Raw genomic sequence first — 21,298 nt, 5'->3', positions numbered from 1 at the left:
TTAGCCTATGCCTCGGCATATGTCACGGGTTTGGGCTGCCCCAAACTCCTGAGCACATCGCGCACCATCTGCGCGCGGTCCTTGGGGTTTTCAAGCGCACGCTCAATGCGCAGCTTGTCGTTGCCGGCCAGCTTGATGTGCCGGTTTTTCTGGATCAGCTGCATGATGGCCATCGAGTCGATCGGCGGGTCCTTCTTGAAGGTGATGTTGATCAGGCCCGGTGCTGCATCCACCTTGACCACGCCATACGGCCTGGCGATCACGCGCAGCCGGTGCACGTCGATCAGAGTCTGTGCCTGCGGCGGCAGCTTGCCGAAGCGGTCCACGATTTCTTCCAGCAGCGCGTCGATCTGGTCGGTGTTTTTGGCGGTGGCCAGTTTTTTGTAAAAGCTCAGGCGCAGGTGCACATCGCCGCAGTAGTCGTTGGGCAACAGCGCCGGGGCATGCAGGTTGATCTCGGTGGTCACGCTCAGGGGCGACAGCAGGTCCGGCTCGCGGCCGGCCTTGAGGGACGCCACGGCTTCGCTGAGCATCTCGTTGTACAGCTGAAAGCCCACCTCCAGCATGTTGCCGCTCTGGCTTTCACCGAGTACCTCGCCGGTGCCGCGGATTTCTAGGTCGTGCATGGCCAGGTAAAAGCCAGAACCGAGCTCCTCCATCTGCTGGATCGCTTCAAGCCGCTGGCTGGCCTGCTTGGTCAGGCCTTCGATGTCGGGCACCATCAGGTAGGCATAGGCCTGGTGGTGGCTGCGGCCGACGCGCCCGCGCAGCTGGTGCAGCTGCGCCAGACCAAACTTGTCGGCGCGGCTCATCACGATGGTATTGGCACTGGGCACGTCAATACCGGTTTCGATGATGGTGGAGCACAGCAGCAGGTTGTAGCGCTGGGCCACGAAGTCCTTCATCACGCGCTCCAGCTCGCGCTCGGGCATCTGGCCGTGGGCTACGGCAATGCGTGCTTCCGGCAGTATCTCTTCGAGCTTTTCGCGCCGGTTCTGGATGGTTTCCACCTCGTTGTGCAGGAAGTAAACCTGCCCGCCGCGCTTCAGCTCACGCAGCACGGCTTCGCGGATCACACCATTGTTTTCGCTGCGCACGAAGGTCTTGATGGCCAGCCGGCGCTGCGGCGCCGTGGCGATCACGCTCAGATCGCGCAGGCCTTCCAGCGCCATGCCCAGCGTGCGCGGAATCGGTGTGGCCGTCAGCGTGAGGACATCCACCTCGGCCCGCATGGCCTTCATGGTCTCCTTGTGGCGCACACCAAAGCGGTGCTCCTCGTCGATGATCAGCAGGCCCAGTCGCTGGAACTTCACGTCCTGGCTGAGCAGCTTGTGGGTGCCCACGACAATGTCGACGCTGCCGTCGGCGAGCCCCTTGATGGCTGCGGTGATTTCCCTGGCTGACCTGAAGCGGCTCATCTCGGCAACCTTGACCGGCCACTTGGCAAAACGGTCCACCAGCGTCTGGTAATGCTGCTCGGCCAACAGGGTGGTGGGGGCCAACAGGGCCACCTGTTTGCCGCCGGTGATGGCAATGAAGGCGGCGCGCAGGGCAACCTCGGTTTTGCCGAAGCCCACGTCGCCGCAAACCAGCCGGTCCATGGGGCGCGGGCTGATCATGTCCTGGATCACGGCGTGGATGGCGGCGCGCTGGTCGGCGGTTTCCTCAAAGCCGAAGTCGTTGGCAAAGGCTTCATAGTCGCCCGGCGAATAGCGGAAAGCATGGCCTTCGCGCGCCGCGCGGCGGGCATAGATGTTCAGCAGCTCGGCGGCGGAGTCGCGTATCTGCTCAGCCGCCTTGCGCTTGGCTTTTTCCCACTGGCCGCTGCCCAGCCGGTGCAGCGGCGCTTCTTCGGCGCTGACGCCGGTGTAGCGGCTGATCAGGTGCAACTGGCTGACGGGCACGTACAGCGTGGCCTTGTCGGCATATTCCAGGTGCAGGAACTCCTGGAGCGAGGGCGAGCCGTCCGGGTTTTTGTCCTGGCCCAGGTCCAGGTTGAGCAGGCCCCTGTAGCGGCCGATGCCGTGGGCGCTGTGGACCACCGGGTCGCCGACATTGAGCTCGGACAGGTCCTTGATCAGGGCTTCGACATCGCTGACCTGTTCCTGCTTTTTGTTGCGCCGGCGAGTCGTGACACCCGCGGCAAACAGTTCGGTCTCGGTGATGAAGTCGATGCCTTCTTCGAGCCAGCTGAAGCCGGTGTTCAGCGCGGCCGTCGCAATGCCGAGTTTTTCGTCGCTGGTCTGGAAGTCTTGCAGTGAGTTGAAGGCGGGCGGGCTGACATTGCTGGCGCGCAGAAAGTCGAGCAGGCTTTCGCGGCGGCCATCGCTTTCGGCCAGCACGAGTACGCGATGCGCCGTGTTGCGCACATGCCCCTTGAAGCGGGCCAGCGGGTCTTCGGCGCCGCGCACAACGGCCATTGCCGGTAGTGAGTCGAATTCGGTGTACGGGGAGCCCTCACCCCTGCCCTCTCCCAGGGGGAGAGGGAGCAAATCTCCCTTGCTCTCCTCTCCCCCTTGGAGAGGGAGCAAATCCCCTTTGATCCCCTCTCCCCCTGGGAGAGGGTTAGGGTGAGGGCTCCCCGCTTTCAGCGCCAGCTGCGCATAGCCATTGGCCCGTGCATAAAACTGCTCCGCACCCAGAAACAGCGACTCGGGCGGCAGGGCCGGCCGGTCGGGCGCATCACGCACCAGCCGGTAGCGGTCCTTGGTGTCCTGCCAGAAGCGCTGGAAGGCCGGTTCCAGGTCTCCATGCAACACCACCGTGGCATCGCTGCCGAGGTAGTCAAACACCGTGGCGGTCTCGTCAAAAAACAGCGGCAGGTAGTACTCGATGCCGGACGTGGCGACGCCATTGCCCATGTCCTTGTAGATGCGGCTTTTGGTCGGGTCACCGTCCAGCAGTTCGCGCCAGCGTTTGCGGAACTTGGCACGTGCATCGTCGTCCATCGGAAACTCTCGGCCCGGCAGCAGGCGTACCTCGGGCACCGGGTAGAGGCTGCGCTGGCTGTCCGGGTCAAAGGTGCGGATGCTGTCAATCTCGTCGTCAAACAGATCAACGCGAAAGGGCACCAGCGAGCCCATCGGAAACAGGTCGATCAGCCCGCCGCGCACCGCGTATTCACCCGGGCCCACCACCTGGGTGACGTGGCTGTAGCCTGCCAGCGTGAGCTGGGCCTTCAGGCGGCTCTCGTCGAGCTTTTGCTTGACCTTGAATTCGAAGGTGTAGCCCGCCAGAAAGCTCGGCGGCGCCAGGCGGTACAGCGCGGTGGTGGCCGGCACGATCACCACGTCGGCACCGGTGTCCTTGTCGCGCTGTGAAATGCGCCACAGCGTGGCGAGCCGCTCGCTGATCAGGTCCTGGTGCGGCGAGAAGGTGTCATAGGGCAGGGTCTCCCAGTCGGGAAACAGGGCGTAGCGCAGGTCGGGCGCAAAAAACGCCATCTCGTCCATCAGGCGCTGCGCGGTGGTGGCATCCGACGTGATGATGGCCGTGAGCTTGCCGGCCGCTTGCTCGCGCTGTCCCAGGCGAGCCAGTAGCAGGGCATCGGCGGAACCGGGGGGCTGCGGCAGGGTGTAGCGTTTGCCGCTGACGAGTGGAGGTAAATGCATCGATTGGTGCGCCGTCGTTAGGTCGGGTGAATCGTCGGGTCAGGTGAGGCAAGCAAAAATCATGCGGCGAAAAAGTTGCAGGAAAATTCAGGAAAAAAGCCGAGCATCCCAAACCATTCGGAGTGGGGTGCTCGCAGCCTGCAGAATGAGGATTTTAGAATCTATGATGAGGCGATGACGGCAACCAGCGCAAATTCCCTCAATTCGTCCATTTCCCGTTTTTTTGCCCTGATTCCCTGTGCGGGGCAGGGCAGCCGCGCCGGAACGCCCGGCGCCAAGCAATACCAGGTGATTGCCGGCAGGGCCATGGTGTTGCATACGCTGGCGGCTTTTTCAGATGTTGAACGTCTTTCAGGCATGCTGGTGGTGGTGGCGCCCGGTGACCCGTTTTTTGATCAGGCCTTGAACAAGCGTTTCGATGTGGCCGCTTGCGGCGGCGCCAGCCGCGCCGCGAGTGTGCGCAACGGCCTGCAGGCACTGGTCAACAGTGGCGCCGAGGAGCACGACTGGGTGTTGGTCCACGATGCGGCCCGCTGCCTGATTACCCCTGCGCAAATCAACCAGCTGATCGATGCCTGCGAACACGACGAGGTGGGTGGTTTGCTTGCGCACAAGCTGCCCGACACCCTCAAGGTGGAAGTGGGCGGGCGTGTGGCGGCCACCATTGACCGGAACGATAAGTGGCTGGCCCAGACGCCGCAGATGTTTCGCATTGGTGCGCTGAGCCGGGCACTCGACCTGGCCGGCCCCGCCGTGACCGACGAAGCCAGTGCCATGGAGGCCTTGGGCCTGGCGCCGAAATTGGTGGCTGGCAGTGCGCAAAATTTCAAGGTGACCTACCCCGAAGACTTTGCACTGGCTGAGGCGATTCTGCTCACGCGCAGCCGCAGACCCTGAAGCCGTTGCCGGGCCATCGTTGACCGCCCGGGAAACGATTCCCTTTTACTTTTATTTTCATGTGAAAGCGCATGCCATGAATTCCGTGCCGTCCACCCCAGCCAACCCGCTTCCCCATTTCCGTATCGGCGAAGGCTGGGACACGCACGCACTCGTTGCCGGGCGCAAGCTCATCATCGGCGGCGTCGAGATTCCGCACCCGGTGGGCTTGCTGGGGCATTCGGATGCCGATGTACTGCTGCATGCCATTACCGACGCCTTGCTGGGCGCTGCCGGGCTGGGTGACATTGGCAGCCATTTCCCGGACACCGATGTGCGTTTCAAAGGCGCCGATTCGATGGTGCTGCTGGCTGAGGCCGGGCGGCTGCTGGCCGATCGGGGCTACAGTATCGGCAACATAGACAGCACCGTCATTGCGCAGGCCCCCAAACTGGCGCCGCACATCCTCGCTATGCGCGCGCGGATCGCACAGGCACTGGGCCTGGAACCGGGGCAGGTGAATGTCAAGGCCAAGACCGCCGAGAAGATGGGACCGGTCGGGGAGGGCCGGAGCATGGAGGCTCGTGCCGTGGTGTTGCTGTATTGAGGCTATACGTTTGATCGCGCAGGTTCGGGTGAGTTGGGTGAGTTGGGCACCCGGCACTGGCCTCAGCTTCTGCGCAGCTTGATATGCGCGGCCAGCCCGCCAGAGCCGGTGTTGGTCAGGCCAAACACGCCGCCCATGCGCTGGACTGTTTTCTCGACAATCGCCAGGCCCAGGCCTGCACCGGTTGCGGCCGTGCGGGCTGCATCGCCACGGAAAAACGGGCGTGTGAGCTTGGGCAGGGTTTCCGGCGCCACGCCCATGCCGTGGTCGCGCACCCTGAGCAGCACCCACTGGTCCCGGACCTTGGCCGCAATGTCGACCACCGCCACGCCGGTTTCGGCTGTTTTGCCGTAGCGCCGGGCATTTTCAAGCAGGTTGGAAATGACACGAGAGAGTTCGACCTCGTCGGCGAGGACGGCCAGGTTCTCGGGAACGCTCACTGTGACCCGCATGTCGTCGTAGTCGCCCACGGCGTATACCGCCGCGTCGATCACGGCATTGAGCGACACCGACTCAAGGCGGGCCGGTTCGGGCCGGGCGTAGTCGAGAAATTTGTCAATGATGGCATCGAGCTGGGTGATGTCGGCCGCCATGTGGTCGCGCGCGTCCTTGTCGGCCACGCTCATTTCGGTTTCCAGCCGCAGGCGTGCCAGCGGCGTGCGCAAGTCATGGGAAATACCTGCCAGCATGATGACCCGGTCCTGCTCGATTTTGGACAGCTGTTCGGCCATGCGGTTAAAGCCGATATTGACCTCGCGGATTTCGCTGGTGGCCACTTTTTCGTCGAGCAGGCTCGCGTCAAAATCGCCGTCCCGCATGCGGCTGGCCGCGAATGACAGCTGCTTGAGCGGACGGTTGATCAGGCGCGCGATGAAGGCGGCTCCGGCCAGCGACAGGATGGCCGCGGTGATGAGCCAGATCACCCAGGTGCTGCCGCGGGAAGGTCCCATCTTGGAAGGATCGGTGAGCAGCCAGTAGGCGTCTCCGTCAATCGCAAAGCCAACCCACAAACCCTTCTGGCCATTGACTGTGCTGGCTACAACAGTGTTGCCGCCCAGGCGCGCCTGAAGTTCCTGGGTGATGCGCTCGCCCAGTTCGTCGTCGCTTTCAAAGAGTTCGAACTTGTCCTTGGGTTCACGTGGCGTGATGCGTACGCGTTCCTCGTCGGCCAGCGTCTTGATCAGCGAGACCCGGGCGATCGAGTCCGAATAGCGCAGGGCCGCACGGCTCAGGTTCACCATCGATGCCAGTTGCTGCGCGCTTTGAATGGCGCGCGGTTCCGATTCCAGTGCGCGAAAGGTTTGAAGCCAGGCCACGATGGAGCCGAGCAGCAGCAGTGCCAGAAAGAAAAAGGTCCGCCAGAACAGGCTGAAACCCCGACGTGGGCGCATTTCCAGCGGAGCGGGCGCAGTTTCAAGCGGTATCGGGTTGGTGGCGTCCATAAAGGTGGGTAGGCATGCCGCAAGGGCGCAAGGATGGACGTGAGTCTCGCCGGGTGCCGGTCAGGTCAGCGTGGACGGCTGGCACCTCCTGCAAGACGTGAGGTGGGTGAGACCTGGTGTGTCAGTTGGTTCCATCCGGTACAAAAACGTAGCCGATACCCCAGACTGTCTGTATGTAGCGGGGAACGGCTGCATCCACCTCGATCAGCTTGCGCAGGCGCGAGACCTGCACGTCCAGGCTGCGGTCGAAAGGTTCGAACTCGCGGCCGCGCGCCAGTTGCGCCAGCTTTTCGCGGGAAAGCGGCTGGCGAGGATGGCGCACCAGGGTTTTCAGCATGGCGAACTCGCCAGTGGTCAGCGGCAGTTCTTCGCCATTTTTATGCAGTGTGCGCAGGCCCATGTCGAAGGAAAACGGCCCGAAAGTAATCACTTCCTGGTCGCTGGACGGCGCGCCCGGCACTTCGGCTGTGGGGCGGCGGCGCAGCACCGCGTGGATGCGGGCCAGCAGTTCCCGGGGATTGAAGGGTTTGGCCAGGTAGTCGTCGGCGCCAACTTCCAGGCCGACGATGCGGTCCACGTCTTCACCTTTGGCGGTCAGCATGATGATGGGGGTGCGATCGTTGGCGGCGCGCAGGCGGCGGCAAATGGAAAGGCCGTCTTCACCGGGCATCATCAGGTCCAGCACGATCAGGTCGACAGCGTCACGCAGCATGATGCGGTTCAGGGCCTTGCTGTCTTCGGCAAGAATGACTTCGAAGCCCTCTTGGGCCAGGTAGCGGCGCAACAGGTCGCGAATGCGGGCGTCGTCGTCAAGGATGAGAATCTTGTCGGCACGGGCAGTGGGTTGAGCTTGGGTCATAGTCATCCGGTAATTTGTAACAGAGCCATTTTGAAGGCTGAAAACGCCCGATGTCTCTTTTTTCACTCGCTTTGACACACTGTTACAAAAGTTGCGGCGAAATGCAAGCGGCACATAGAGTGGATAGGAGTGTCGTGCAGTCTTACGGACGTGATCAAAAGCCCATCTCCCATCTCCACACCGCCGCACAGTGACTGCGATATGGCAGGCCCGATGGTGAGTCGACGGAACAGGGCCACGCACAGGACAGGAAGCAAAATGCAAGCTGCAAATCCTTCGACCGGCTCTTGCCTCAGGCTTGCCTGTCACTGGTACGTTCGTCTGTTGGTACGGTGTTGACACGTGTAAGCCGGGCACATACACGGTGGGAGGCCGCGTGGAGTTGCGCCAGTTTCTGTACATGATTTCCACTCTTCACTCTTTCTTCACTGCCCGAAAGGTAATCACTCGATGCGTACTCAAAAATGGATAGCTGCTTGCTTGCTGCTGGCAGGGGCCGCAGGCGCTTTGGCGCAAACCACGCCGCGAGAGCCCCTGCAAAATGTGGCTCAGCTGTCGGCCAGCGGGTCGGTAGAGGTGCAGCAGGATCTGCTGTCAATTTCAATGAGCACCACGGTAGGCGGCACCGATGCAGGTGCGGTGCAAACCCAGCTCAAGCAGGCGCTTGACACCGCATTGGCCCAGGCCCGGCAGGCCGTAGCCCCCGGCCAGATGGATGTGCGGACCGGGAACTTCAGCCTGTACCCGCGCTACGGCAAGGACGGCAAGATCAATGGCTGGCAGGGTTCCACCGAATTGGTGCTTGAAGGCCGGGATTTTTCACGCATTACCAGCACGGCTGGCAAGATCCAGACCCTGACGCTGGCCAATGTCAGCTTCGCCTTGAGTCGTGAGCAGCGTGCCAGGGTGGAGGGCGAAGCCCAGGCGCTGGCGATCGAGCGCTTCAAGGCCAAAGCCGGCGAGGTATCGAAAAGCTTCGGCTTTAACAGCTACACGCTGCGCGAGGTGTCCATCACCGCCAACGACCAGGGCTACCCCCCTCGTCCGCGCATGATGGCCATGCAGGCCAAGGGCGATATGGCGGAAGCGGCCATTCCGGTGGAGGCTGGCAAGAGCACGGTGCTGGTGAGTGTGAGTGGATCAGTTCAGATGAAGTAGAGGGTTGCTCGCATACGCCCTCTTTTCGGGGGCATTCCTCAGGCCGCTGACAGGCGGTTTTTACGTGCAATAACCACGGCACGCAGATGGTCGTAGATCCAGTTGAAGGCGAAGGTATACGGCAGGAAAAACAGCACGATGCCAATGTCCAGCACAAACGCTTCCCACAGGCCAATGTCCAGCCACCAGGCGGCCAGCGGCACGACGGCCACAATCAAGCCCGTTTCGAACAGGACGGAATGAACGCCGCGGGCCAACAGGGTCCGCCGGAATCCCCAGCGGCGCTGCGCCCGGTCAAAAAGTGCGTTGAACGTCATGTTCCAGGTCATCGCGATCAGCGAGATCATCAAGGTCAGCAAACCCATGTGCGCCAGCGAATAACCGAGCAGCCAGGTGCCCAATGGGGCGCAAATAGCGATCGCCACCACTTCAAACCCGAGGGCGTGGAAAAAACGTTCCTTGACTGATTTTTGGAGACTCATGGTGCGTTTCGAAGGCTGGTTTTTGTCCCAATGAATGGTTTGTGGATGGATTTTCATCGTTATTTTGGATATATTTAAATCAATAACCATCTAAAAAATTGATGGTTTGACGCGATGATGTGATGGAATGAGGAGATAGCCCGATGCGTCATTCCCCGGAAGCCCTGACGGCCTTTGCCGAGGCCGCCACCCTGGGCTCGTTTTCCGCCGCGGCGCGCAAGCTCGGCAAAAGCCAGTCGACTGTCAGCAGCGCCATTGCGAATCTGGAAATCGACCTGGGCCTCGCGCTCTTTGATCGCAGCAGCCGCAAGCCCACCCTGACAGAAGGAGGGCGCGTGGTGCTGGGCAAGGTGCAGGAGATTCTGGCCGCCAGTGACCGGCTGGACCGTGCAGCCAGCCAGCTGGCGGGTGGCCTGGAGGCCCGGCTCAGCGTGGTGTGGTCGGACACCTACCAGTCGGATCGTTTTGAAAACATGCTGATGGCCTTTGAGCAGCGCTTCCCCGATCTCGAATTCGAGTGCCTGATTGCCGAGCACGGCGACCTGGTGTCGCTGGTGCAAACCGGGCGTGCCCAGATTGGCGTGGTCGCGGCGCAAAACGTTTACCCGCCGGATATTGGCGCGGCCATGCTCGCTGAACAATCGGAAATCACGCTGTTTGTCGCCACAAACCACCCTCTGGCCGGTCTGAAAGACATCACGCCGGAGGTGCTGGCCAATTTCCGCCAGCTACGGCTGGACACCTACCTGGAGCCGGCTGACCAGTCGGCTCCCTCGGCGCGCCGTGCCTGGTCGGCGCCCAGCTACCTCATGTTGCTGGAAATGGCTGTGTTGGGTTTTGGCTGGGCGGCCATTCCGCGCTGGATGGTGACACGATTCGCCGTGGGCAGCCTGCACGAACTCGATGCGCGCGGCTGGCCGCAGCGCGTGCCGGTGGATGCCGTCTGGTCTCGGCAGCGCCCCTTGGGCCGTGCCGGGACCTGGTTGCTGCAGGAGATGCTGGCGCCGCTGGCACCGCCTGTAAGGGCCTTGTCCAGGAAATAACAGGAACAGAAATAAAGGAACAGAAATAAGAGGAACAGGCGGCCACTCATGAAAAAGCCTGCAAACCTTGTGTGGCCTGCAGGCTTGGCGTGAAAGGGCGGGAGAACCCGCCGGTAGCTTAGAAGCGGTAGCGCACGCCGACGGTGGTGGCGCTGATGCGGTCGCGGCCTGCACCGGCGAACTTCAGTTTGTGCTCGTCGTACTGCAGCACAGCCGACCAGTTGGGATTGAACGCATATTCTGCGCCCACACCGTACGACACGCCAAAGCCGCTCTCGCTGCCGGAGGCAATGCCTGAACCGGGCGCGGAAGAAACACTGGTGCGGCCATACGTCGTCCCGAGCTTGCCCAGCAGGTTGAAGGCGTTGCTCAGCGGGAACTTGCCCACCAGGCTCAGGTTGACGCCTTTGGCCTTGGTATTGCCGCCGCCACGGCTGACGTTACCGAAGTCGGTGTACCCCAATTCCAGACCAAAATTGCTGCTGAAGTAGCTTCCGGCGTAAATGTTGTAGGCGGTGTCGTGTCTGTCTGAGGGGAAAATGCCTGTGCCATTGCTCAGCGACAAGTCAGATCGCCCGGCATTGAATCCGACGTAACCGGCGCCGGGTGAGTAAAAAGAGTAATTGCTGCTCGAACTGCTTTGGGCCTGCGCACCTGTGACGGCTGCCAATGCGGCAACAGCCAGTACGGTGCCTGAAAACATTCGGGTCAATGATTGCATGATGCTTCCTTCTTCCTTGAGTGGATGGATTGATCACAGCCTCCGGGCAGAAGGCTGCTTGTTATGAATTTCCATTCAAAAATTTATTCGGCCAATTGCCTGGTGGTTGTGGGTATAAAAAGTAAATTCCTGTAGGACAAACGGCAATTTGGGCAACCCCCTTGCATTTGCCGGTATGGGGCGGTGCATTACCTCGCGCGGCTTGTGATTTGCCGAGAATGGTTTATGCGCCATGCCGCAAAGGCTGCTGCTAAAGTTGGGCAATGCAGTTCATCACCCACCTGCCGGGAAGCAGCGCCCTGGTACTCGATTCTCCCCACAGCGGTACTGCTTATCCGCCGGATTTCCTGCCTGCGTGCGAGATGCAGACATTGCGGCAGGCCGAAGATACGCATGTTGAAAAGCTCTATGACTTTGCGCCCGGCCTGGGCGTGCACTGGATCGAGGCCCACTTTCCGCGCAGCTACCTTGACGTCAACCGCAATACCACCGAAATCGATGTCACGCTGTTTGATGCACCCTGGCCTGGCCCGGTGGAAACCGATTCGAAAATACTGTCCAAGGTCCGCTTGGGCAAAGGGCTGATCTGGCGCACCACGGATGACGGTGTACCTATTTATGGGAGAAAGCTCGCGGTGGCGGAGGTGCAGGCGCGCATCGAGCGGTGCTGGACGCCGTACCACGCTGCGGTGGCGCAAGCCATTGATGCGGCATGCCAGCAGCACGGCTACAGCATTCACATCAATTGCCATTCCATGCCCGCCATTGCGTCCAGCCAGTCCACCGACTTTCCGGGGGAAAAACACGCGGACTTTGTGGTCGGCGACCGCGATGGCAGCACGGCCAACAAGGCCTTGTCCAGGCTTGTCTGCCAGCATCTGGGGGAACTTGGCTACACGGTGTCTTACAACCATCCCTACAAGGGTGTGGAACTGGTGCGGCGACACAGCGATCCCGCCCAGCACCGGCACAGCATCCAGCTCGAGATCAATCGCAAGCTCTACATGGACGAGGCGACGCTTGAGATCACGCCGGGGTTCGAGGCGCTGAAGGCACACCTGCGCTCGCTGGTGAGTCTCCTGCTGAAAACCGACCCGCGCCTGCTTTGATTGCCTTGATGTTTTCCCCTGGCAAACAAACGCTGGTGCGGAGCCTGATATTGCGTGGCGAATGCATTCAACCTCCTGGCAGACATGATTACTTTCTTCAATGACAGCCACCAGGCTCATGCCCCTGAATTCGAATTTTTCCGGGGAGAGCGTGTTCCATGCTTTGAGACCCCGGCGCGCGCCGAGTACGTCAAATCCAGCCTCACATCACGCGGCCATGTGCTGCGCAGCCCGCAGATGGACAGCCGCACCGTGCTGGCCAGGGTGCATGCGCCGCGCTACCTGGCATTTCTGGAACATGCCTGGCGGGACTGGGTCGCGCTGGAAGCCGGCAATGACCAGCGCCAGCCTTTTCCTTCGGTCTGGCCCGTGCGTACCCTGCGCAGCGACGTAGAGCCCGTCAATTTCATTGCCCGGCTGGGCCTGTATTCGATGGACAACGGCTCGCCGCTCGCCGCGGGCACCTGGACGGCGGCCAAGGCCGGTGCGGATGCCGCAGCCAGCGCGGCTGCTTTGCTGGCGGTAGGTGGACGACGTGGCGAGCAGGCCGTGTTTTGCTGCAGCCGCCCGCCCGGCCACCATGCCGGGCCGGATTTCATGGGTGGCTATTGCTTTTTAAACAACGCGGCGGTGGCTGCCCAGGCACTGCGCGATGGCGGCGCGGCGCGGGTGGCCGTGCTCGACGTGGACTACCACCACGGCAACGGCACGCAAAGCATTTTTTATGACCGCGCCGATGTGCTGTTTGTCAGCCTGCACGGTGATCCGCTGACCGAATACCCGTTCTACCTGGGCCATGCCGATGAGACCGGCGCCGGCGAGGGCGCAGGCTTCAATCTGAATCTGCCACTGCCGGCGGGCTGCACAGCGGCGCGCTGGTTTGACGCGCTGGAGCAGGCCTGCCTTCGTATCGCGGCTTTCAAGGGTGACGCGCTGGTGGTGTCGCTGGGACTGGACACTTTTGCCGAAGACCCCATTTCCAAATTTGCCCTGCAGGCCAGTGACTTCAGCCGCCTGGGCGAGCGCTTGGGCAGGCTTGGCCTGCCGACGGTGTTTGTGCTGGAAGGCGGTTATGCCGCCACCGCGCTGGGCACCAATGCGGTGAATGTGATTGAAGGATTTGAGGGCATCTGAATGGACCAGATCGATTGCGTGGTGATAGGTGCAGGCGTGGTGGGCCTTGCGGTGGCGCGCGCGCTGGCATTGCAAGGCCGCGAGGTGATGGTGCTGGAGGCGGCAGACGCGATTGGCTCCGGCACCAGCTCGCGCAACAGTGAAGTGATTCACGCCGGCATCTACTATGCGCAAGGCTCGCTCAAGGCCAGGCTGTGCGTGGAGGGCAAGGACCTGCTCTACGCCTACTGCGCCGAGCGAGGCATAGGCCACAGCCGCTGCGGTAAATTGATCGTGGCAAGCGCCGAGCCGCAGGTGGCTCAGCTACGCGGCATTATCGACAAGGCTGCGGCCAACGGCGTGCGCGACCTGGTGCTGCTCACGCGTGACGAAGCCCAGTCGCTGGAGCCGCAACTGGCGTGCGTGGCGGCTGTGCATTCGCCCAGCACCGGCATTGTCGACAGCCATGGCCTGATGCTGGCACTGCAGGGAGATCTGGAGAATGCTGGCGGCCTTGTGGTGTTGAATTCGCCGTTGGACCGCGCGGTGTGTTCGCAAGATGCTATTACTTTGATCGCTGAAGACGGTACGGAACTGCAAGCTAAAACCGTGGTCAATGCCGCGGGCCTGCATGCGCAATCCCTCGCCCGGCGTTTTGCCGGCCTGGCCGGTCACCATGTGCCGCCCAGTCATTACGCCAAGGGCAATTACTTCACCCTGTCGGGCCGTTCACCGTTCAGCCGGCTGATTTATCCGGTACCGGAAGCTGCGGGCCTGGGCGTGCATCTCACGATCGATCTGGGCGGGCAGGCGAAATTCGGGCCGGATGTGCAATGGGTCAACTCGCCCGATGACCTGGTGGTGGACCCCGCACGCGGCGAGGCGTTTTATGCGGAGGTGCGCAAGTACTGGCCGGCGCTCCAGGATGGGGCGCTGATTCCGGGTTACGCCGGCATTCGCCCCAAAATCCAGGCGCCGGACGAACCGGCCAGGGACTTCCTGATTCAGGGCCCGGATGTGCATGGCATCCCCGGGCTGGTGAACCTGTTTGGCATTGAGTCGCCGGGCCTGACCAGCTCGCTGGCGATTGGCAGCTACGTCAGCCGGTTGCTGTAGAGATTGGAGATTGCTGTACCGGCGCCGTGGGCGCAGTGGAAAGAGCGTTTGTGGCTGAGCGCTTCGGGCTTCAGATTACTGCGCCGTCCAGCCGCCGTCCATGTTCCACGCGACGCCGCGTACATTGTTGCCCGCCGCAGAGCAGAAGAACACCGCCAGCGCGCCCAGTTCTTCGGGCGTGGTGAATCGCATCGAAGGTTCTTTTTCACCCAGCAGCTGCTGGGTGGCTGCCTCGATGGAAATATTTCCCGCCGCAGCCCTGGCATCCACCTGTTTTTGTACCAGGGGTGTCAGCACCCAACCGGGGCAGATGGCGTTGCAGGTCACGCCGCTGGTGGCGTTCTCAAGCGCGGTGACCTTGGTCAGTCCGACAATGCCGTGCTTGGCCGCCACATAGGCTGATTTTTCCGCGGAGCCGACGAGGCCATGCACCGAGGCGATATTGATGATGCGGCCCCAGCCCTTGCCATTGTCCGCGGCCAGCATGGCGGGCAGCGCCAGGCGTGTGGCATGAAAGGCGCTGGTCAGGTTGATCGCGATGACCGCATCCCATTTTTCAACCGGGAAGTTTTCTACCCGGGCCACATGCTGGATGCCCGCGTTGTTGACGAGAATGTCGACCTGCCCGAACTGCGAGGCGGCGAATTTCATCATGTCTTCAATGTCTGCGGGCTTGCTCATGTCGGCACCGTGGTAGGCCACCTTGACGCCGAGCGCCAGGATCTCCGCCTTGGGCCCGTCCACATCGCCAAACCCATTGAGGACGATGTTGGCGCCCTGTGCGGCGAGGGATTTGGCAATGCCCAGGCCGATGCCGCTGGTGGAGCCGGTAACGAGAGCTGTTTTACCTTTGAGCATGGTGTTTCTCCGGATGATTTACGATGGTCGACATGAGATCTAAACGGCGCCTGCAGGCAGGGGGCCAAAAAATTTCTCAAGCAATTATCGAGCCTTTCAAATTCAAGCCTTTGACCCAACCTGTGAAACTGAACGCCTGCACCATGACTGAACCCAGCCTGAACCACGTAACTTGCCCGGATGCCTCGGGAGGCCACCGCATGGCCTATTGGCAGTGGGGCCGGCCTGATAGCGGGCATGTGGTGGTGTGTGTGCACGGCCTGTCGCGTCAGGGGCGTGACTTTGACGTGCTGGCGCAGGCGCTTTGCCAGCAAGCCGAGCAGGCTGCGCCAGGATCCGGCGGCCTTCGTGTGGTCTGCCCCGATGTGGTCGGACGCGGTGAAAGCGACTGGCTGAAAGATCCCATGGGCTACCAGTTGCCGGCTTATGCGGCTGACATGCTGGTGCTGCTGGCCCATTTGCACGCCCGGGCGCCCATTACGACGCTGGATTGGGTAGGCTCCAGCATGGGCGGGCTGATCGGCATGGGGGTGTGCGGCCAGCCGGGTCTGCCGTTGCCTGTTCCGGTGCGGTGCCTGGTACTCAATGATGTCGGTCCCGCCATTGAGTGGAATGCGATTGTGCGGATTGGCACCTACCTGGGCCAGGCGGGGCATTTCGGCTCAGTGCAGGAGGCGGCCGATGCGATGCGGGCCGTTTCCTCCAGCTTTGGCCCGCATACCCCTGAGCAGTGGCTGGCTTTGTCGCGGCATATGGTCAAGCCGGTGTCGCAGTCTGCAGACAGCAAGTGGCGGCTGCATTACGACCCGGCGATTGCGGTGCCGTTCAAACTGGCTACCGAGGCCTCCACGCTCCAGGGCGAAGCCGCGCTCTGGAAGCTTTACGACCATATTTCTGCCCGGACGCTGCTGATACGCGGTGCGCTGTCCGATCTTCTAAGCTCCGAGACGGCCTATGCCATGACGCAGCGCGGTCCCCGTGCCCGTTTGGTGGAGTTTGAAGGTATCGGACACGTCCCCACGTTGATCGCGGACGATCAGGTCGCGGCAGTAACGGGCTTCCTGCTGGGCTGATACCGCGATCATGCGGGATGAGTCCCGGGTAACCATTGGATAGAGTTTTCATGAAAAGCAATGTGCTTGGGCCGGATGGCCCAACAGCTCCCCAGAGGCCGAACGCCTCCATCGTCACGGCCACGGCCGACAGCCCGCCTGACCAGCCGAATGCGCTGGCGCGCGCGCGTGCTTTTGCCGAGCCACTGATTGCCGGCGAAACGTTGGATACCGGTGAAAACATCCTGGCGCATGCCGATGCCGTGGCGGCCATCCTCAAAGGCATCGGCGGTTCGGAGGCCATGCAGGCGGCCACCTACCTGGTGCATGCGTGCCAGCATCTGACCAAGCCGCAGGAAGTGATTGCCAAGGCTTTCGGAGCCAATTACGCTGCGCTGGCGATAGAAACGACCAAGCTCGTTCATGTGCAGCGGCAGGCCCGAACGGCGGACGCCAAGGCGCAACTGCTGGACGATCCGGCGGCCCAGACCGAGAACGTGCGCAAGATGCTGCTGGCGTTTTCGCGCGACTTGCGGGTAGTCATGCTGCGGCTGGCTTCGCGCCTGCAGACCTTGCGCTATTACGCGGCAACCCGGCAGTCGGCTCCGCTCGCCCTGGCCCATGAGTCACTGCATGTGTTCGCGCCCTTGGCGAACCGCCTGGGCATCTGGCAGATCAAATGGGAAATGGAAGACCTGGCCTTCCGCTTCCTGGAGCCTGACACCTACAAGCACACGGCGCGCCTGCTGGACGAGAAGCGTGTCGAGCGCGAAGGCTTCATGGAGTCCCTGCGTGCGCAGCTTGAACGCGAACTGAACCAGAACGGCATTGCCGCACTGGTGCAGGGGCGGCCCAAGCACATCTATAGCATTGTCAAGAAGATGCGCGGCAAGTCGCTCGGTTTCGATCAGGTGTTTGACATCCGCGCCCTGCGCGTGATCGCGGCCGACATCAATGGCTGCTATGCAGCGCTGGGGTTTGTGCATTCGCGCTTCACGCCTGTCGCGGGCGAATTTGACGACTACATCGCCAAGCCAAAATCCAATGGGTACCAGTCCCTGCACACCGTGGTGCGGGACGCCGCCGGCCGGGCCGTCGAAATCCAGATACGCACCCAGGCCATGCATGACCATGCCGAGCATGGCGTGGCCGCGCACTGGGCGTACAAGGAGGCCGGCACCAAGGGCTACAGCGGCGTCTCGGCCAGCAGCGAGTACGACGCCAAGATCGCCGTGCTGCGGCAGCTGTTGGCCTGGGAGCGCGACCTGTCCGGCCCGGCGGCCAAGCAGGGCCTGTTCGAGGACCGCATCTACGTGCTCACACCCGACGCCGCCATTGTGGAGTTGCCTCAGGGCGCCACGGCGGTGGACTTTGCCTACAGCGTGCACACCAGCCTGGGGCACCGCTGCCGCGGCGCGCGCATCGATGGTGCCATGGTGCCGCTCAACACACCGCTGCAAAACGGCCAGACGGTGGAGGTGGTCACCGCCAAGGAAGGCGGCCCCTCGCGCGACTGGCTCAATTCCGAACTGGGTTTTTTGGCCAGCCACCGGGCCAAATCGAAAGTGCGCGCATGGTTCAATGCGCTGGCGATGGAGCAAACCGTTGCCAAAGGCCGGGAGGCGGTTGAAAAGCTGCTCCAGCGCGAGGGCAAGACCGCCATGAAGCTGGACGACCTTGCGCTGCAACTGGGGTTCAAGACCGCGGACGATTTGTTTGAGGTGGTTGGCAAGGACGAGCTGTCGTTGCGCACCATAGAAAACATGCTCAGGCCGCCGGAGCCGGTGCTGTCGCAGGATGACTACGTGCTGGCCAAAAAAGCGCGTCAGCCCGACAAGTCCAGCCAGTCAGGCAAGGGCGGCAAGGGCAGTGTGCTTGTGGTCGGTATTGATTCGCTGCTGACCCAGCTGGCCAAGTGCTGCAAGCCTGCACCACCGGACGAGATTTTGGGGTTCGTCACCAAGGGTAAAGGCGTGAGCATCCACCGAAGTGACTGCAGCAACTTTCGCAACATGGCGAGTGGAAGTCCTGATCGCGTGATCGAAGTGCAGTGGAGCTCGTCGAAAACCGCGGATGGCTCGGTTTATCCGGTAGATGTGGCCGTCGAGGCTGCCGACCGGCAAGGGCTGCTGCGCGATATTTCCGAGGTCTTCGCCAAGGAAAAAATGAATGTGATCGGCGTGCAGACTCAATCGGTCAAGGACAACCGCGGCGGCACGGCCTGGATGACATTCACTGTGGAAGTGGCGCAGTCGGGCCGCCTCAACCAGGTGCTAGGCCTCGTGGCCGACGTGCCGGGCGTGCGTTCTGCTCGCAGGCGCTGAGTTGGCATAGAAGCCGACGCAGTGAGCGAACGTGGGGGCCAAGGTTTTTCCGCCGGGCCGCCCCCAGGAAAAATGCGCCCCCTCGGGGGGGCAGCGAGTTACACGCAGTGAACGAGCGTGGGGGCCACATTCTCTCTGCTACAATAGCAGCTTCGAACAGTTTTTAGGCGCGTAGCTCAGCTGGTTAGAGCACCACCTTGACATGGTGGGGGTCGTTGGTTCGAGTCCAATCGCGCCTACCAATCCTTCAAAAGGTTGACCCGGAAATACTGCATCACTTTTTTGGTGCCGCTATTTACACAGGGTAAACCAAGGGGATTGTGTATATCCAGACTTCCTAGAATGTACCGAACCCTGTCGCTTTGACGCAGGCCGTCGTTCAGAGGAGTAATCAGTGCAAAAAAGAAAATCCATCAGCCCGAAACCGGGTGTGCCACCTTCGCTGGGCTCGTCCCCTGCGGACGGCGCTCCCGATGCCACCAGCGGCAAAGCTGCCGCTGTCGAGGCTGCAGCACCGCGGATCATCAAGAAGTACCCGAACCGGCGGCTGTACGACACCGAAACCTCAACCTACATCACCCTGACCGAAGTGCGGCAGCTGGTGATGGACAGCGCACCGTTTGTGGTGCGCGATGCCAAGAACAACGAAGACCTGACGCGCAGCATCCTTCTGCAGATCATTCTGGAAGAAGAAACCGGCGGCGCACCGATGTTTACCGAGGCCGTGCTGGCCAACATCATCCGTTTTTACGGCAATGCAATGCAGAGCTTCATGGGCGCCTACCTCGAGAAGAACGTCCAGAGTTTCATGGATCTGCAAGTGAAGATGGCTGAGCAGTCCAAGGGACTGAGCCCGGAAAAATGGGCGCAATTCCTGAATGCGCAGTCACCCATGATGCAGGGCATGCTGGGCACCTATGTCGAGCAGTCCAAAAGCGTTTTTACGCAGATGCAAGAGCAAATGCAAAAGCAGAGTGAGCAGATGTTGTCGGCTTTTGGCCTGAAGCGCTGAACACTCAATTTTCTGCCTGATGTGCATGCAGGGCCATCGCGGCCCTGTCCGCTCCCGGCTCTGCCTGCTCTGAGACAATAGAGGCCATGAGCGAAGTACTTTCCCCGATGACAGCAATCTCCACCAAACCGGCCCCCCGTGTCGGGTTTGTCAGCCTGGGCTGCCCCAAGGCGCTGACCGATTCCGAGTTGATACTCACACAATTGAGTGCTGAGGGCTATCAGACGTCCAAGACCTTTGAGGGCGCAGACCTGGTGATCGTCAACACCTGCGGCTTCATTGACGACGCGGTCAAGGAAAGCCTGGACACCATCGGCGAGGCGCTGGCAGAAAACGGCAGGGTCATCGTGACCGGCTGCCTGGGGGCCAAGGGCGGCGAGGGTGCTGGCAACCTGGTGCGCCAGATGCACCCCAGCGTGCTGGCTGTGACCGGCCCGCACGCCACGCAAGAGGTCATGGATGCGGTGCACCTGAACTTGCCCAAGCCGCATGACCCGTTTGTGGACCTGGTGCCCAATGCGTTTGGCATTGCGGGCATCAAGCTCACACCGAAGCACTATGCCTATCTGAAGATCAGCGAAGGCTGCAACCATCGCTGCACCTTTTGCATCATCCCTTCCATGCGTGGCGACCTGGTGTCCCGGCCCATCGGCGATGTGCTGAACGAAGCACGCGCGTTGTTTGAAGGGGGCGTGAAAGAACTGCTGGTGATCAGCCAGGACACCTCCGCCTATGGCGTGGATGTGAAGTACCGCACCGGTTTCTGGGATGGCAAGCCGGTCAAGACCCGCATGCTGGAACTGGTCCAGGCGCTGGGCGATATTGCCGAGCCCTATGGTGCCTGGGTTCGCCTGCACTATGTGTACCCTTACCCCAGCGTCGACGAGGTGCTCCCGCTGATGGCCACCGGCAAGGTCCTGCCTTACCTGGATGTGCCTTTGCAGCACAGTCACCCTGATGTTTTGAAGCGCATGAAACGCCCAGCCAGCGGCGAGAAAAATCTTGAGCGCATTGCACGCTGGCGCGAGATCTGTCCCGAAATTGTGATTCGCAGTACCTTTATTGCCGGCTTTCCGGGGGAAACCGAAGCTGAATTCGCGCACTTGCTGGAGTTCATGCGCGAGGCCCGCATCGACCGTGCAGGCTGTTTTGCCTACAGTGCGGTGGAGGGCGCTACCGCCAATGACATTCCCGGCATGCTGCCGCTGGAGGTGCGTGAAGAGCGGCGGGCGCGCTTCATGGCCGTGGCTGAGGAGGTTTCAAGCCTGAAGCTGCAGCAGCGCGTCGGCGCCACGATGCAGGTGCTCGTCGATTCAGCGCCGGCCTTGGGCCGCAAGGGCGGCACGGGCCGCTCGTATGCGGACGCGCCCGAGATTGATGGCGTGGTCAAACTGCTGCCGCCCGAGAAAATCAGCAAGACACTCAAGGTGGGTGAGTTCACCCGGGCCCGTATTGTCGGAACCCAGGGCCACGACCTGGTGGCCATACCGGTCTGATTCATTTCCCGCTTCAGCGGGGCGGATTTTCAGCCGCCCCATGCGCACCAGCTTGCGTGCCCATATGGCGGACGAAAATAGCGTATGAATTCGGATTCGGGCGCTTTTTATTGGCCCGATCACGAAGACAATCGCGATTGCGGGCAGCGGCCAAAAAGCAAAAAAGGCCACTGGAGACAGTGGCCTTGATTTGGCTGTACTTGCGTACGTTGAGTAATTTTGGTGCCCGGGAGAGAACTCGAATCTCCACATCTTGCGATACACGGACCTGAACCGTGCGCGTCTACCAATTCCGCCACCCGGGCACAGCAAGCAGTGTACCATTACATCGGCACCTTATCGAGTTGGTCCCCGAAAATATTTCAAATTTCAGATGGGAATCCGGCGTTTTTTCGGTGCTTCCAAATTGCAAGGGCCGT

The 21,298-nt window shown here is 61.5% G+C and carries 17 protein-coding genes and 2 tRNA genes; 12 read left to right on the top strand and 7 right to left on the bottom strand.

Features of this window, described 5'->3' with window-relative positions:
- Positions 1-5: 5 nt before the first annotated feature.
- Positions 6-3,611: a transcription-repair coupling factor gene (gene mfd, locus BPRO_RS13510; protein WP_011483631.1), complete on the bottom strand. Its 3,606-nt coding sequence runs from the start codon at positions 3,609-3,611 to the stop codon at positions 6-8.
- 174 nt (positions 3,612-3,785) lie between these two features.
- On the opposite strand from mfd, the gene ispD reads away from it, so the two are divergent.
- Together ispD and ispF are read left to right on the top strand one after the other, a co-directional pair.
- Entirely contained in the window at positions 3,786-4,508 is a 723-nt protein-coding gene (gene ispD, locus BPRO_RS13505; protein WP_011483630.1) for a 2-C-methyl-D-erythritol 4-phosphate cytidylyltransferase, read from the top strand.
- Positions 4,509-4,584: 76 nt separating this feature from the next.
- Positions 4,585-5,094, top strand: a complete 510-nt coding sequence (gene ispF, locus BPRO_RS13500; RefSeq protein WP_011483629.1) for a 2-C-methyl-D-erythritol 2,4-cyclodiphosphate synthase — start codon at positions 4,585-4,587, stop codon at positions 5,092-5,094.
- A gap of 62 nt (positions 5,095-5,156) precedes the next feature.
- Here ispF and BPRO_RS13495 read toward each other — a convergent pair whose 3' ends face one another.
- Positions 5,157-6,536 (bottom strand): sensor histidine kinase, encoded by a 1,380-nt coding sequence (locus BPRO_RS13495; protein ID WP_011483628.1) that lies wholly within the window; start codon positions 6,534-6,536, stop codon positions 5,157-5,159.
- Between the two features lie 121 nt (positions 6,537-6,657).
- A complete protein-coding gene (gene ompR / locus BPRO_RS13490; RefSeq protein ID WP_011483627.1) occupies positions 6,658-7,395 on the bottom strand; it encodes an osmolarity response regulator transcription factor OmpR in 738 nt (245 codons plus the stop codon).
- A 450-nt stretch (positions 7,396-7,845) separates the two neighbouring features.
- Between ompR and BPRO_RS13485 the strand changes: the two genes are divergently transcribed.
- Positions 7,846-8,553 (top strand): SIMPL domain-containing protein, encoded by a 708-nt coding sequence (locus BPRO_RS13485; RefSeq protein ID WP_011483626.1) that lies wholly within the window; start codon positions 7,846-7,848, stop codon positions 8,551-8,553.
- A gap of 38 nt (positions 8,554-8,591) precedes the next feature.
- Here BPRO_RS13485 and BPRO_RS13480 read toward each other — a convergent pair whose 3' ends face one another.
- Complete coding sequence (locus tag BPRO_RS13480; RefSeq protein WP_041389783.1) at positions 8,592-9,035, bottom strand: multidrug/biocide efflux PACE transporter; 444 nt, start codon at positions 9,033-9,035, stop codon at positions 8,592-8,594.
- Between the two features lie 143 nt (positions 9,036-9,178).
- On the opposite strand from BPRO_RS13480, the gene BPRO_RS13475 reads away from it, so the two are divergent.
- Positions 9,179-10,078, top strand: a complete 900-nt coding sequence (locus BPRO_RS13475) for a LysR family transcriptional regulator (RefSeq protein ID WP_011483624.1) — start codon at positions 9,179-9,181, stop codon at positions 10,076-10,078.
- Between the two features lie 118 nt (positions 10,079-10,196).
- On the opposite strand, the gene BPRO_RS13470 is transcribed toward BPRO_RS13475, so the two are convergent.
- Positions 10,197-10,799 carry an outer membrane beta-barrel protein gene (locus tag BPRO_RS13470; protein ID WP_011483623.1) on the bottom strand — a complete coding sequence of 201 codons (603 nt, stop codon included), beginning with the start codon at positions 10,797-10,799 and terminating at the stop codon, positions 10,197-10,199.
- Between the two features lie 263 nt (positions 10,800-11,062).
- Here BPRO_RS13470 and BPRO_RS13465 point away from each other — a divergent pair, with 263 nt between their 5' ends.
- The 3 genes from BPRO_RS13465 (at position 11,063) to BPRO_RS13455 (ending at position 14,137) form a co-directional block, all read left to right on the top strand.
- A complete protein-coding gene (locus BPRO_RS13465; RefSeq protein WP_011483622.1) occupies positions 11,063-11,908 on the top strand; it encodes an N-formylglutamate amidohydrolase in 846 nt (281 codons plus the stop codon).
- An 84-nt stretch (positions 11,909-11,992) separates the two neighbouring features.
- A complete protein-coding gene (locus BPRO_RS13460) occupies positions 11,993-13,042 on the top strand; it encodes a histone deacetylase family protein (protein ID WP_041389779.1) in 1,050 nt (349 codons plus the stop codon).
- A complete protein-coding gene (locus tag BPRO_RS13455; protein WP_011483620.1) occupies positions 13,043-14,137 on the top strand; it encodes an NAD(P)/FAD-dependent oxidoreductase in 1,095 nt (364 codons plus the stop codon).
- 75 nt (positions 14,138-14,212) lie between these two features.
- Here BPRO_RS13455 and BPRO_RS13450 read toward each other — a convergent pair whose 3' ends face one another.
- Positions 14,213-14,995 carry a 3-hydroxybutyrate dehydrogenase gene (locus BPRO_RS13450; RefSeq protein ID WP_011483619.1) on the bottom strand — a complete coding sequence of 261 codons (783 nt, stop codon included), beginning with the start codon at positions 14,993-14,995 and terminating at the stop codon, positions 14,213-14,215.
- A 143-nt stretch (positions 14,996-15,138) separates the two neighbouring features.
- Between BPRO_RS13450 and BPRO_RS13445 the strand changes: the two genes are divergently transcribed.
- The 5 genes from BPRO_RS13445 (at position 15,139) to rimO (ending at position 20,879) form a co-directional block, all read left to right on the top strand.
- A complete protein-coding gene (locus BPRO_RS13445) occupies positions 15,139-16,068 on the top strand; it encodes an alpha/beta fold hydrolase (RefSeq protein WP_011483618.1) in 930 nt (309 codons plus the stop codon).
- Positions 16,069-16,118: 50 nt separating this feature from the next.
- Positions 16,119-18,371: a RelA/SpoT family protein gene (locus BPRO_RS13440; RefSeq protein ID WP_011483617.1), complete on the top strand. Its 2,253-nt coding sequence runs from the start codon at positions 16,119-16,121 to the stop codon at positions 18,369-18,371.
- Positions 18,372-18,536: 165 nt separating this feature from the next.
- A tRNA-Val gene (locus BPRO_RS13435) sits at positions 18,537-18,613 on the top strand.
- A gap of 152 nt (positions 18,614-18,765) precedes the next feature.
- Positions 18,766-19,383 (top strand): polyhydroxyalkanoate synthesis repressor PhaR, encoded by a 618-nt coding sequence (gene phaR, locus BPRO_RS13430; RefSeq protein WP_198140930.1) that lies wholly within the window; start codon positions 18,766-18,768, stop codon positions 19,381-19,383.
- A gap of 86 nt (positions 19,384-19,469) precedes the next feature.
- On the top strand, positions 19,470-20,879 hold the full coding sequence (rimO, locus tag BPRO_RS13425; RefSeq protein ID WP_011483615.1) for a 30S ribosomal protein S12 methylthiotransferase RimO: 1,410 nt from the start codon (positions 19,470-19,472) through the stop codon (positions 20,877-20,879).
- Positions 20,880-21,099: 220 nt separating this feature from the next.
- Here the strand turns inward: rimO and BPRO_RS13420 are convergent.
- Positions 21,100-21,184 (bottom strand) — tRNA-Leu (locus BPRO_RS13420).
- Positions 21,185-21,298: the final 114 nt, after the last annotated feature.

It is taken from the genome of Polaromonas sp. JS666, assembly GCF_000013865.1.
Lineage (GTDB): Bacteria > Pseudomonadota > Gammaproteobacteria > Burkholderiales > Burkholderiaceae_C > Polaromonas.
The sequence above is the reverse complement of the archived record's forward strand: the minus strand, read 5'-3'. Positions and strand labels throughout refer to the sequence as shown.